The 12,516-nt window shown below is 68.6% G+C and carries 14 protein-coding genes and 1 rRNA gene; 12 read left to right on the top strand and 3 right to left on the bottom strand.

Annotation, left to right across the window (positions count from 1 at the left end; all coding sequences use genetic code 11):
* Positions 1 to 53: 53 nt before the first annotated feature.
* The 5 genes from DL990_RS40355 to lipB are packed head-to-tail and all read left to right on the top strand — an operon-like array spanning position 54 to position 3,923.
* On the top strand, positions 54 to 1,136 hold the full coding sequence (locus DL990_RS40355; protein WP_125801814.1) for a serine hydrolase: 1,083 nt from the start codon (positions 54 to 56) through the stop codon (positions 1,134 to 1,136).
* 22 nt (positions 1,137 to 1,158) lie between these two features.
* Entirely contained in the window at positions 1,159 to 1,659 is a 501-nt protein-coding gene (locus DL990_RS40350) for a helix-turn-helix transcriptional regulator (protein ID WP_125787945.1), read from the top strand.
* A 14-nt stretch (positions 1,660 to 1,673) separates the two neighbouring features.
* Positions 1,674 to 2,558 carry a TIGR01777 family oxidoreductase gene (locus DL990_RS40345; protein WP_125787946.1) on the top strand — a complete coding sequence of 295 codons (885 nt, stop codon included), beginning with the start codon at positions 1,674 to 1,676 and terminating at the stop codon, positions 2,556 to 2,558.
* Positions 2,555 to 3,169, top strand: coding sequence for a phosphatase PAP2 family protein (locus DL990_RS40340; protein ID WP_125787947.1), 615 nt, complete (start codon positions 2,555 to 2,557; stop codon positions 3,167 to 3,169). The genes DL990_RS40345 and DL990_RS40340 overlap by 4 nt, the downstream gene beginning before the upstream one ends.
* 10 nt (positions 3,170 to 3,179) lie before the next feature.
* On the top strand, positions 3,180 to 3,923 hold the full coding sequence (gene lipB / locus DL990_RS40335) for a lipoyl(octanoyl) transferase LipB (RefSeq protein ID WP_125787948.1): 744 nt from the start codon (positions 3,180 to 3,182) through the stop codon (positions 3,921 to 3,923).
* Positions 3,924 to 3,984: 61 nt separating this feature from the next.
* Here the strand turns inward: lipB and DL990_RS40330 are convergent, their stop codons facing one another.
* Both DL990_RS40330 and DL990_RS40325 read right to left on the bottom strand, forming a co-directional pair.
* The gene (locus tag DL990_RS40330) at positions 3,985 to 4,920 is read right to left on the bottom strand and encodes an LLM class F420-dependent oxidoreductase (protein WP_125787949.1); all 936 of its coding nucleotides are present in this window, start codon (positions 4,918 to 4,920) and stop codon (positions 3,985 to 3,987) included.
* Between the two features lie 24 nt (positions 4,921 to 4,944).
* On the bottom strand, positions 4,945 to 5,562 hold the full coding sequence (locus tag DL990_RS40325; protein ID WP_125787950.1) for a TetR/AcrR family transcriptional regulator: 618 nt from the start codon (positions 5,560 to 5,562) through the stop codon (positions 4,945 to 4,947).
* Between the two features lie 133 nt (positions 5,563 to 5,695).
* Here DL990_RS40325 and DL990_RS40320 point away from each other — a divergent pair, with 133 nt between their 5' ends.
* The 7 genes from DL990_RS40320 to DL990_RS40290 all read left to right on the top strand — a co-directional run bounded on the left by DL990_RS40320 (position 5,696) and on the right by DL990_RS40290 (position 11,906).
* Positions 5,696 to 6,226 carry a hypothetical protein gene (locus tag DL990_RS40320; protein WP_125787951.1) on the top strand — a complete coding sequence of 177 codons (531 nt, stop codon included), beginning with the start codon at positions 5,696 to 5,698 and terminating at the stop codon, positions 6,224 to 6,226.
* A gap of 42 nt (positions 6,227 to 6,268) precedes the next feature.
* On the top strand, positions 6,269 to 7,225 hold the full coding sequence (locus DL990_RS40315; protein ID WP_125801813.1) for an oxidoreductase: 957 nt from the start codon (positions 6,269 to 6,271) through the stop codon (positions 7,223 to 7,225).
* A 37-nt stretch (positions 7,226 to 7,262) separates the two neighbouring features.
* On the top strand, positions 7,263 to 8,264 hold the full coding sequence (lipA, locus tag DL990_RS40310) for a lipoyl synthase (protein WP_125801812.1): 1,002 nt from the start codon (positions 7,263 to 7,265) through the stop codon (positions 8,262 to 8,264).
* A gap of 61 nt (positions 8,265 to 8,325) precedes the next feature.
* Positions 8,326 to 8,991, top strand: a complete 666-nt coding sequence (locus DL990_RS40305; protein ID WP_125801811.1) for a DedA family protein — start codon at positions 8,326 to 8,328, stop codon at positions 8,989 to 8,991.
* Positions 8,992 to 9,000: 9 nt separating this feature from the next.
* Complete coding sequence (locus DL990_RS40300) at positions 9,001 to 9,867, top strand: patatin-like phospholipase family protein (protein WP_125787955.1); 867 nt, start codon at positions 9,001 to 9,003, stop codon at positions 9,865 to 9,867.
* Between the two features lie 92 nt (positions 9,868 to 9,959).
* Complete coding sequence (locus DL990_RS40295; protein ID WP_125801810.1) at positions 9,960 to 11,153, top strand: Ig-like domain-containing protein; 1,194 nt, start codon at positions 9,960 to 9,962, stop codon at positions 11,151 to 11,153.
* Between the two features lie 15 nt (positions 11,154 to 11,168).
* Entirely contained in the window at positions 11,169 to 11,906 is a 738-nt protein-coding gene (locus DL990_RS40290) for a Sir2 family NAD-dependent protein deacetylase (protein WP_125801809.1), read from the top strand.
* Positions 11,907 to 12,393: 487 nt separating this feature from the next.
* Here the strand turns inward: DL990_RS40290 and rrf are convergent.
* Positions 12,394 to 12,510 (bottom strand): 5S ribosomal RNA (gene rrf, locus DL990_RS40285).
* Between the last annotated feature and the right edge of the window lie 6 nt (positions 12,511 to 12,516).

Below are 12,516 nucleotides of genomic sequence, written 5' to 3'. Positions count from 1 at the left end.
ACCGGAACTCTAGTATTCCGGAATTACGGAAAACTAGAGGAAGGATGTCACCCATGCTGACGAGACGCCATCTGCTGGCCGGTGCCGCCGCGGGATCGGCGGCGTTGCTGCTGCCGGGAACCGCGAGCGCGGCCCAGCCGGACACGACGACCGCACAGGGCTGGCTCGACTGGATCGCCGCCCACCGCGGCGATGTCTCCGTCCTGATCGACGACGGCGCGGGACGCCGTACCGCGCGCGACGCCGACGCCCGGTGTGTGCTGGCCTCGTCCATCAAGGTCGTGCATCTCAGCGCGTACGCCGTCGCGGTCACCGAGGGCAGGCTCGACCCGAAGGAACAGATCCGGATGGGCGACTGGGACGCTCACCACCCCTTCGTCGCCGACGGCCGCGCGCATTTCCAGGCGCTCAATTGGCTGGGCGTCCCCTGCGACGACTTCGGTATCGCCAAGGACCCCGAACAGCGCGTCCCCCTGGCGAGGCTCGCCGAAGCGATGATCCTCTTCAGCGACAACGCAGCGACCGACTATCTCCGCATCCGCCTCGGCGATCCCGCCCTCCGGCGGGCGGCGGCGCGGGGCGGTTGGCCGAGGCCGGACACCCGTTCGCTGGGCGGCGAGGTCCTGATGCTGATGATGCCGGAGTACGCGCCCCCGCCCGGCAGCCCGGTCGGCGTCCGGCGGGCGATGGGCGACGCGGTCGCACGACGGTTCGTCCGCGAGCCGCGGTTCCGCGCCGAAGCCTTCGAGCGCTGGCCGGACATGCCGGGCACCTCCGATGCCCAGTGGCCGTGGATCAAAGGGCACGGCCAAGGCTCGGCGTCGGAACTGTTCTCGCTTCACCGCAGTATCGCGAAGGGCCTCTACACACCCGCGCGCGAGATCCTCGCGAAGCCGCTGGCGGACCGCGTACCGCCCGGAGCGAGCGAAGTGCTCTTCAAGGGCGGAAGCCTGCCGCGTTCGCTGACCATCGGTCTTTCCGTCCGTTGGCCGGGCGGACGATCGGGTACGGCCGCCGTCCTGCTCACCGGCGTGAGCGACCAGGATATGCAGAACGCCGTGCCGCTCATCGATCTCGTGCTCGCGGCGCTGTCCGACCCGGCGCGGTTCACCGCCCTGGAACGAGCGCTCCGCTGAGGCGACGGTATAGATAACCGGTATGAACGCTGAGTTCGCCGACCGGATCGCCGCACTGGAAGCACGGGTCGCCGCGCTCGAAAACCAGCACAGCGAGCACCAGGCCGAGCCCGCGGCGAGCCCCGGCGGCCTGGTCGGCTACCACGGCGAACTCACCGAGCCCCTCGAATTGAGCTGGGCGATCAACGTCACGCCCGGCCCGATGCTGGCGTTCGCGGACGGGCCGCGGGTCGAAGTGCTCGCGGCCCTGTCCAGCACCGCGCGAGTGGCGCTCGTGCGGACGCTGGCCGAGAAGGGCGCGCAGACCGCGCCCGCCCTGCAGGAAGCCGCCGAACTCGGGTCTCCCGGCCAGCTGTACCACCACCTCAAGGCGCTGACCGGCGCCGGAATCGTCGAGCAGGACAAACGCGGCAGTTACCGGCTCCGCCCCGCCGCGACGATCCCGGTGCTGGTGCTGCTCACCGCCGCCTCCGACGTCGCCGGGCAACTGAAGAACCTGAGCGTGCGACCGGATCGCGGATAGGACACGATCGGATCATGCGAGTTCTGATCGCGGGCGCGAGCGGACTGATCGGCACCTCCCTGACGACCCGGTTACGCCGATCCGGGCACGAAGTGGTCCGCCTTGTGCGCCGGGAGGAGCGGGCGGCCGACGAGCGCCGCTGGGATCCCCCGGCCGGGGAGATCGCCGACGGCGCGCTCGACGGGGTCGACGCCGTGGTGAACCTCGCGGGCGCGCCCCTGCTGCCGGGGCGCTGGAGCGCGGCCCGCAAACAGGTACTCCTCGACAGTCGGGTCGAACCGACCGAGGTACTCGCGGAAGCCGTCGCCGAGCACGGGATCCCCGTGCTGGTCAACGCCTCCGCCGTCGGCTATTACGGCGATCCCGGTCCCTCCATTGTGGACGAATCGAGTCCGGTCGGGCGCGGTTTCCTCGCCGGGCTCTGCACCGCGTGGGAGGGCGCCACCGAGAGCGCGGCCACCGCGGGTGCCCGGGTCGTCCGCGTCCGCACCGGGCTGGTGCTCGCGCGCGATGGCGGGCTCCTGGACGTCCTGCGGCCACTGTTCCGCTTGGGGCTCGGCGGGAAACTCGGCGGCGGCAAGCAGTACATGCCCTGGATCTCGCTCGACGACGAGGTCGGCGCGATCGTTTTCGCGCTGGAGAACGAATCTCTGTCCGGTCCCGTGAACCTCTGCGGACCGCAGCCCGCCACGAACGCCGCCTTCACGAAGACCTTGGCCCGCGCCGTGCACCGGCCGGCGATCTGGCAGGTGCCGGGTTTCGCCATGAAGATCGCCCTCGGGCAGGCGGCCGAGGAGATGGCGCTGTTCGGGCAGCGCGCCCTGCCCCGGGTACTGGAGGAGGCGGGTTACGCGTTCCGCCATCCGACCCTCGAGGACGCGCTGGCCGCCGCGACATGACCGTGCGGCGTGGCCTGTACACCCTCGCCGGAACGCTGCTGCTGATCGGTTTCGTCACCCTCGGGTTGTACGTCGACCAGCGGCCGCCGCCGGTGGACGTCGCCCTCGCCGACGCGTTCCGCGGCCAGCACACCCAGGCCTCCGGGCACGTGGCGGGTCTGGTCACGAACGTCCTCGGCCCGGTCCTCCCGTTCGCGCTCGGCGCGGTGCTGGCGGTGCTCGCCTGGCGCCGCCGGGACCTGACCGTGTTGTGCGTCAAACTGGCCGTCGTCCTGCTGTTGTGCCGGATGACCAGCTTGATCGCGAAACCGGTCTTCTACCGGGAACGGCCTCGCGAATTCCCCGATCTGAGCTATCCGAGCGGACACGTGGTCGCCGTCGCGTGCACCGGGTTCGTCGCGGTGCTGCTGTGCGCGTGGACCCGTCCGCATCTGGCGCGGCTCGCGATGACGATCGCCGCCGCGGCGACGGCGGTCGGTGCGCTCTGTCGCATCGTGCTGGGCGTGCATTGGCTGACCGACACCGCGGGATCCGTACTCGCCGTGGGCGGCGTCGGCCTGATTTCGGCGGCCGGGCTGGGCCTGCTCCCCCTGCCGGAAGACCCGGCGTAGTGTCGCTGACGTGAGCTCTTCGACCACGTCATGCCGCGCCTCCGCCGAGCCCGTCGACGTCCGCGAGATCGGGACGATCGACTACACCGAAGCCTGGGAACTCCAGCGAAAGCACGTGACAGCGCGTGCCGACGGTGATGGCCCGGACACCATGCTGCTGCTGGAGCACCCGTCGGTGTACACGGCGGGCAAGCGCACCGAAGCCGAGGACAGGCCGACTGACGGCACCCCGGTGATCGACGTCGACCGCGGCGGCAAGATCACCTGGCACGGGCCAGGTCAGCTGGTCGGGTACCCGATCATCAAACTCGCCGACCCGATCGACGTCGTGCACTACGTCCGGCGTCTCGAAGAGGCCCTGATCACCGTCTGCGATCAGCTCGGCGTGCACACCGGCCGGGTCGAGGGCCGCAGCGGCGTCTGGATCCCGGCCGACGACCGCGGCGTCGAGCGGAAGATCGCCGCGATCGGCATCCGCGTCCAGCGCGGCGTGACCATGCACGGTTTCGAGCTGAACTGCGACCCCGACCTCGGCGCCTTCGACAAGATCGTCCCGTGCGGCATCCGGGACGCGGGCGTCACTTCGCTTTCCTACGAGCTTGACCGCGAGGTCACCGTGGCTTCCGTGCTGCCGATGGCGCGCGAAGCCGTGCTCGCCGCGCTGGATGGCGACCTCCCGGTGAACGACGAGCGCTGGCTGCCGCGTCCCGAGGCACCCGCCGCCCCCGGCGTCACTTTCGCCCTGCAGAACTGACCCAAGTACATGAAGGCCCCCTTCACCGCGTCTAGCGCAATGAAGGGGGCCTTCACGTACTTCAGTCCAGCTGAGGAGCGACCTCGGAAGCGATCAGCTCGATCTGGTCCAGATCCGAAAGGTCCAGCAGCTGCAGGTAGAGCCGGGTGATCCCGGTCTTCTCGCGCCACTGCCCGATCTTCTCGACGACCTCCGACGGCGTCCCCGCGAGCCCGTTCTCCCGCAGCTCCGAAACCTCACGGCCGATCACGCCGGCGCGCTTGGCGACCTCGGCCTCGTCACGGCCGACGGCGACGACGAGCGCGGCCGAACGGAGGATCTCCTTGGGATCGCGGCCGATCTGGCGTGCGGCGTCGTCGACGCGGCCGAACTGCTCGGCGGCGAAGTCGGGCCCCACGAACGGCAGGTTGAACTCGTCGGCGTAGCGGGCGGCGAGCGCCGGGGTGCGCTTCTTGCCGCCACCGCCGATGATCACCGGCGGCCGGGGCCGCTGCGCGGGCTTGGGCAGGCCTGGCGAGCCGACGAGCTTGTAGTGCTCGCCGTCGAAGGAGAACGTCTCCCCCTCCGGCGTTTCCCACAGCCCGGTGACGACGGCGAGCTGCTCGGCGTACCGGTCGAAGCGCTCCTTGATCGGCGGCAGGTCGAGGCCGTACGCGGTGTGCTCGTCGTCGTACCAGCCCGATCCGAGGCCGAGCTCGACGCGGCCGCCGGACATCTGGTCCACCTGCGCGACCGAGATCGCCAGCACCGACGGATGCCGGAAGGTGGCGGCGGTGACGAGGGTGCCCAGCCGGACACGGCTGGTCTCACGGGCGAGACCCGCGAGGGTGATCCACGCGTCGGTCGGCCCGGGCAGGCCGGTCGCCGAACCCATCTTCAAGTAGTGATCGCTGCGGAAGAAGGCGTCGTAGCCCGCGTCCTCGGTGGCCTTGGCCACCCGGAGCAGGTCTTCGTAGCTGGCCCCCTGCTGGGGCTCGGTAAAGATCCTGAGGTCCACGAAGCCACCCTATAGACGGCTTCGTCAGCTCGCTTTCCCGTGCTCGGCGGGCGGAACCCGGCGGAATCCGACGAGCAGCCGCACCAGGACCTCCTCGACCTGGGCGCTGACCTTCTTCGGCTCCGGTGAACTCGCGATCTCGATGGCGGCGCTCGACAGCGCGCCGAACAGCAGCCGCGCGGTGACGTCCACCGGGACGTCGTCGACCTCGCCGACCTCGATGAGCGCCTGGATCCCGGTGCGGACCAGGCCGAAACTGCACCGTTCTTCCGCCTCGCGCCAGCGCTCCCAGCCCATCACCACCGGCGCCTCGTGGATCGCGATGCGCTGGTACGCCGGGTCGAGGCAGCTCTGCAGGAAGCCGCGAAGCCCCGACAGCGCCCGCTCCCACGGCGAGGCCGGGCCGTTCATGATCTTTTCGAGCCGGTCGAAGACCTGGCTCTCGACCGTGTCGAAGGCAGCCTCGAACAGCGCCTGCTTCCCACTGAAATGGTGGTAGAGCGCGCCCTTCGTCACCCTGGCCCGTTTGGCGATCTCGTCGAGAGACGTGCCGGCGTACCCGCGTTTGGTGAACAGCTCCACAGCACTCTCGACGAGTGCCGACCGGGTGGACTCGGAATAGTCCAGCCGCCTTGACCTCATTGTCGCCACCTTCACAACTTTACGCCGCCGGTCCCACTCCATACCCATGGTATGTTGGCTCCTGTCAGGTCCGTACCGGGAGTATGCCGCAAACCTGCGGTATGAACCGGGTCACGGAGGGGAGCCCATAATCATGAGCTGGAACGACTTCTACCAGCGGCGCGACATCCTCGAAGCCGCACTGCGCCAGGCGGGTCACCACCCGTCCGACGCGATCTCACTCGAAGCAATCCCTGGCGCCACCAAGTACTTCGCCACCGAGGACGAGCTCCTGCTCGCGCTTCGGTACAAGTGGAACCAGGTGTTCGCCGGTCACCTCCGCGCCGAGATGACCGATCCGGACTACGCCGACCAGGACCTCGCGCTCGACAGGGTCGAAGCCGTCACCCGCGCCTGGAACAGCGCCACCGCCGAGCACGAGACCCTCCGCGCCGTTCTCGACGCGGCCCTCGAACGGCGCCCCGCGCTGATCCCGTCGCACGAAGCCGAACTGCGCACTCTCGCGCTGACGGCGGGACTGGCCGACGGCAACGAACCGGCCGAAGAGATCACCAAGGTCGGCAGCGCGTTCGCCACCCTGCTCCGGCACGGACGGCACGCGAAACCCGCCCGCCGCCGCAGCCCCATGGGTCACCTGCTCCGGTTGCTCGCGCCGAGCGCCTGATCCGGCGTGGCGACGCTGCCGACGATGTAGTTAGGTACCGACATGGCTGCTCACGCGCGCTGGACCGAAGCCGACATCCCTGATCAGACCGGCCGGACCGTGTTCGTCACGGGGGCGAACTCGGGGCTCGGACTGCGCATGTCCGAGGTGCTCGCGGGCAAGGGGGCCCGCGTGCTGCTCGGCTGCCGGTCGCCGGAGCGCGGCGCCAAGGCGCTGGAGCAGGTTCGCGCGGCCGCGACCGGGGAAGCGCCCGAACTCGTCCGGCTGGACCTCGCCGATCTCGACTCGGTCCGCGAAGCCGTGAAGAAGGTCCAGGAACTGACTGGCGGCAAGCTCGACGTCCTGGTCAACAACGCGGGCGTGATGGCGACGCCGCGCGGTCACACCAAAGACGGCTTCGAGACCCAGTTCGGCACGAACCATCTCGGGCACGCGGTGCTGACCTGGCTGCTGATGCCGTCGCTGCGCGACGGCTCGGGAGCGCGTGTCGTGACCTTGTCGAGTGTCGCGGCGACAGGTGCGCGCATCGACGTCGCCGACCCGAACTTCGAACGCCGGATGTACAACCCGGGTTCGGCCTACGGCCAGTCGAAACTCTCCAATCAGGTGTTCGCGCTCGAACTCGACCGCAGGCTGCGCGCCGCGGGCGAGGACGTCGTCAGCGTCGCGGCACACCCCGGCTACACATGGACCGGACTCGGTTCGGGGATGGCCCGCTCCTACCGCAACCCGGTGGTGCGCGCGCTCGTCGGCGCGGGCAACCGGATCGGCGAGATCTTCATCGCGCAGAACGCCCGCCAGGGCACGCTGCCGCAGCTGTTCGCGGCGACCTCCCCCGAGGTCGAAGGCGGCGACTACATCGGCCCTCGCGGGCTCGGCGGACTTCGCGGCGCCCCGGTCAAGGTGCGTCCTCTGACGGCCGCGAGGAGCGAATCGCTCGGCGCCGCGTTGTGGGACGTGACCACCAAGTTGACGGGCGTCACCCCCGACCCCGCGTGAGCGGCGACCACTGCTCCGGCGGGCGTAGGGTGACGGAGTGAGTGCTGCCCCAGATGGCCGCAAGCTGTTGCGGCTCGAGGTCCGGAATTCCCAGACTCCCATCGAAAAGAAGCCGCCGTGGATCAAGACGCGCGCGCGGATGGGTCCGGAGTTCACCGAACTCAAAGGCCTGGTGCGCCGAGAAGGCCTGCACACCGTCTGCGAAGAAGCCGGTTGCCCCAACATCTACGAATGCTGGGAAGACCGTGAGGCGACGTTCCTGATCGGTGGCGACCAGTGCACTCGGCGCTGTGACTTCTGCCAGATCGACACCGGCAAGCCTGCCGAGCTGGACCGCACCGAGCCGCGCAAGGTCGCCGAAAGCGTCCAGGCGATGGGCCTGCGCTATTCGACCGTCACCGGTGTCGCGCGTGACGACCTCGAAGACGGCGGCGCGTGGCTGTACGCGGAGACCGTGCGCCAGATCCACGCGCTGAACCCGGGTACCGGCGTCGAGCTGTTGATCCCGGACTTCAACGCCGACCCCGACCAGCTGGCCGAAGTCTTCGGCTCCCGCCCCGAGGTGCTCGCGCACAACGTGGAGACGGTGCCCCGCATCTTCAAGCGGATCCGGCCTGGTTTCCGCTACGCGCGATCGCTCGAAGTGATCACGCGAGCTCGTGAGGCCGGTCTGGTGACGAAGTCGAACCTGATCCTCGGCATGGGCGAGACCCCCGAAGAGGTCGCGCCCGCGATGAAGGACCTGGTCGACGCCGGCTGCGAGATCCTGACGATCACCCAGTACCTGCGCCCCTCGCCTCGTCACCACCCGGTGGACCGGTGGGTGAAGCCCGAGGAGTTCGTCGAGCACTCGAACGCCGCCGAGGCGATGGGCTTCGCCGGCGTCATGGCCGGGCCGCTGGTCCGCTCGTCGTACCGCGCCGGTCGCCTTTTCGCCCAGACGAAGGCCCACCGCGGCGAGCCGCTGTCGGAGAACTTGGCCCATCTCGCCGCCGCAGGACCCGCCGCACAGGAAGCCAGCTCGCTGCTGGCACGGTGACTCCGGTCACCCTCTCCGCGACATCGCCACCCACCAGGTCACGAATCAGTAAAGTGACCTGGTGGCGTTGGTAACTGATCTTCTCAATTGGCTGCAGAGTCTCCCGGAACCGGGACTGGTCGCGGCGACCGGCGGACTGGTGTTCGCCGAATGCACCATCGGGCTCGGCTTCATCGCGCCCGGCGAGTCCGGGCTGCTGGTCGCGGCCACGACGGCGACGTCGGTCTCCCGGTTCCTGACCCTGTGGGCCGTCGTGACGGTCTGCGCCGCACTCGGCGACTCGCTCGGCTACGCGATCGGCAAACGCTTCGGCCCGCGCCTGCGTGAGACGAAGCTGATCCGCAAGTACGGCCTCGACGCCTGGGACAAGGCGACCGGCGTGCTCGAACGGCGAGGCGCGTGGGCGGTGTTCTTCGCGCGGTTCCTCCCGGTGATCCGCACGCTGACCCCGGCGGCGTCCGGGACATCGGGGCTGCCGTTCCGCAAGTTCCTGCTCGCCGGGGCGGCGGGCGCGGCCTGCTGGTCGGCCATCCACATCGGCATCGGCGCCGCCCTCGGCGAGGCCGCCAAGAAGGTCGAAGGCGTGCTCAACACCGGCGGCCTGGTGATCGTCGGGGTGCTGGTGGGTGTCGCCGTGTTCTTCCTGCTGCGCTACAAGAAGAAGAAGGCGCTCGCCGCCGTCACGGTCGAAGACGCCACTCCGGCGAAGGTCGGCGCGGAGGACTAGATTCCGGGCATGGCCGCCTTGAACCTGCCCCAGCCGATCGGTTTCGTCCTCGGCGGTGGAGGCAGTCTCGGCGCCATGCAGGTCGGGATGCTGCGGGCGCTCACCGAAAGAGGGATCGCGCCCGACCTCGTCGTCGGCACCTCGGTGGGTTCGCTGAACGCCGCCGTCCTCGCGCTCGAGGGTGAGGCAGGCGCCCGGCTCGATCGGATCTGGTCGCGGATGACGCGGCACGAGGCGTTCCCCGGCGGCGTGCTCAGCCAGGTGCGGACCCTGCGGCACAGCAAGACCAACCTGTTCCCCAACACCGGGCTCGCCGCGATCATCGACGAGCACATCGGCGAGGGCGTCCGGTTCGAGGATCTCGCGCTGCCGCTGGGCGTCGTCGCGACCGACGTCGACACCGCCGAACCGCTGCTCATCCGTTCCGGTCCCGTACTGGCGCCTCTGCTGGCCAGCTGCGCGATCCCGGGGATCTATCCGCCGGTGCCGTTCGGGGAGCGCATGCTCTACGACGGCGGCCTGGTCGCCAACGTGCCGATGCGCCAGGCACTCGCCATGGGCGCGAAGTCGCTCGTCGTCCTCGACTGTGCCTTCCCCGGCAAGATGCCCGGCACCCCGCAAACCTTCGCCGAGGTGATGATGTTCACCGCGATGATCAGCATGCGGAACCAGGCCGTACTGGAGGCGCCCATCGCCGCGGCCGAGGTACCCGTGGTCTACGTGCCGGGGCCGAAGCCGGTGCGCGTCAGTCCCCTGGACTTCAGCCACACCACGACACTCACCGCCGAGGCTTATGAGGCCGCGAAGACCTACTTGGGCGAATTGAGCGTCGATGGCCCCGGACTTTATGGTGCCCCGGGTCTCGTCGTGGCCTGACAGGCAACCATCCGGCATCGATCACGTCTTCTTCGTCGCGTAGTTTTGAAAGAGAACTTTCCGCTGATCGAGCGACGTAAAAAGAGAATCACATGTTTCCCAAGAAGACATTACTTTCGACGGCCGGAATACTCGCCGCAGTAGTGCTGTTCTCGGCCTGCTCACCCGCCGGCGACACTCCGAATTCAGCAGGCAGCAGTGCCGGATCGGAGGAAAGCCCGGTTTCGGTGACCATCGACCCGGCGGGCGGGACGAACGTCAATCCGGCGATCCCGGTGGTGGTCAAGGCCGAACACGGCAAGCTGATCGACGTCACCGTCAGCAACGCCGACAAGGGCAACCAGGTGAAGGGCGAACTGGCGGGCGACGGGCTCAGCTGGAAGACCACCGAGCCGCTCGGCTACGGCGGCACCTACAAGATCGTGGCGCACGCCCAGGGCACTGACGGGAAGCCCGTCGAGCAGCAGAGCAGGGTCTCCACGCTGAGCCCGAAGCAGCAGGCGAACCCGAACCTGATCCCGGCACCCGCCGCGGTCACGTCCGGTGGTGTCGGCGTCGGGCAGCCGATCGTGTTCGCCTTCGGCCAGCCGGTGAAGAACAAGGCCGAGGTGGAGAAGAAGCTGTCGGTGGAGTCCACGCCGAAGCAGGAGGGCTCCTGGTACTGGATCGACGACAAGAACGTCCACTACCGCCCCAAGGTGTACTGGCAGCCGGGGACGACGCTCAAGGTTTCGGCGATGATCTACGGCGTAGATTTCGGCAATGGCGTCTACGGCGCGACCGACCGCACGGAAACGTACAAAGTGCACGATTCCTGGGTCGCGAAAGCCGACGGCAACACCGAGCAGATGCAGATCTTCCACAACGGCACACTGGCGAAATCGATGCCCATTTCCATGGGCAAGGACGCTACGCCCACACATTTGGGCGCCCACGTCATTTCGGACAAACACGAGAACTACACGATGGACTCGTGCACCTATGGCGTCTGCCAGGGCCAGCCGGGGTACTACAAGGCGAACGAGAAGTGGTCGCTGCGGATCTCCAACGACGGCGAGTTCGTCCACGAGAACCCGAACAGCGTCGGCGCGCAGGGCAGCTCGAACGTGTCGCACGGCTGTATCAACCTCAACGCCGCGAACGCCCAGTGGTTCTACCAGAACATGGGGCTCGGCGACGTCGTCGAGGTGACCAACTCCGGCGGCCCGCAGCTGCCGGTCTGGGACCTCTACGGCGACTGGTCGAAGTCGTGGGCGGACTGGCAAGCGGGCAGCGCGCTCAACTAGAGGCATGATGAGCGGGTGACCAGCACCCTGAGCACCGCCCGCTCCCTCGTGGCCGGCGCCGGCCGGGTCGTCGCACTGACCGGCGCCGGGATCTCCACGGATTCGGGGATCCCCGACTTCCGCGGCCCGCAGGGCCTGTGGACCCGCGACCCGACCGCGGAGAAGATGTCGAACCTCCAGGCGTACCGAGAAAGTCGCGAGGTACGCGAACGCACGTGGCAGGCGCGGCTGGTGCACCCCGGCTGGGACGCGGCACCGAATGCCGCCCACTACGCGCTCGTGCGCCTGGCGCCGACGCATGTCGTCACCCAGAACATCGACCGGCTGCACCAGAAGGCGGGCTTCGCGCCGGAGCGGGTGCTGGAACTGCACGGCACGATGTTCGAGTCCGTCTGCCTGTCCTGTGACGATCACCAGGACATGCGCTCGACGCTGGAGCGGGTCCGAGCGGGCGAGGCCGACCCGCCCTGCCTGCTGTGCGGCGGCATCCTGAAGTCGGCCACCGTGTCGTTCGGCCAGCACCTGGACCAGAACCTGCTCCGAGCCGCGCGGACCGCCGTCTCCGAGAGCGACCTCCTGCTGGTGGCCGGGTCCTCGCTGAGCGTGCAGCCTGCCGCCTCACTGGTGAGCGTCGCTTCCCGGGCCGGCGCCGACGTGGTGATCTGCAACGGCTCCGAAACGCCCTACGACTCCATGGCTTCCGCCGTCGTCCGCGGCCCCCTCAGCGAAACCCTCCCCGCCCTAACCCCTTAACCCCCGCCGCGCTCCCCTCCACTCCCACCCCTCCACTCCCGCCCCTCCCCTCGCGTGTCCAGCCCCGTAACTCGCGTGATCAGGGCCGTAACTCATGTGTCCAACCCCGTGACTCCTCTATTCACGCGAGTTACGTTTCTACTCACGCGAGTTACGTCTCTGATCACGTGAGTTACGGGTTCAGTCACGGGTGTTCCGGTGTGGTCGCCTGTGTCCAGTCGCGTAACTCGCGTGATCAGGGCCGTAACTCGCGTGTCTGGACCCGACACTCGCGTGATTGAAGCCGGAACTCGTGTGATCCGGTGGACGGCACGTGTGATCAGGGGGACGACACGAGGTCGCGGAGGCCGCCATGCCGTGTCGTCCGCTGGATCACGTGTGTCGTCTGTCTGGTCACGGGTGTCCCGGGTTTCGGGTATGAAAAAAAGGTCTGGGACCTGGGAGAACTCGGGGTTCTCGACCAGGTCCCAGACCTTGTTCAATGTTAGTCCGGCGGTGTCCTACTCTCCCACAACCCTTCGGTTGCAGTACCATCGGCGCTGTCAGGCTTAGCTTCCGGGTTCGGAATGGGACCGGGCGTTTCCCTGACGCTATGACCACCGAAACACTG

Source organism: Amycolatopsis sp. WAC 01416, from assembly GCF_003947485.1.
Taxonomy (GTDB): Bacteria; Actinomycetota; Actinomycetes; order Mycobacteriales; family Pseudonocardiaceae; genus Amycolatopsis.
This window is presented reverse-complemented; position numbering and strand designations above follow the sequence as displayed.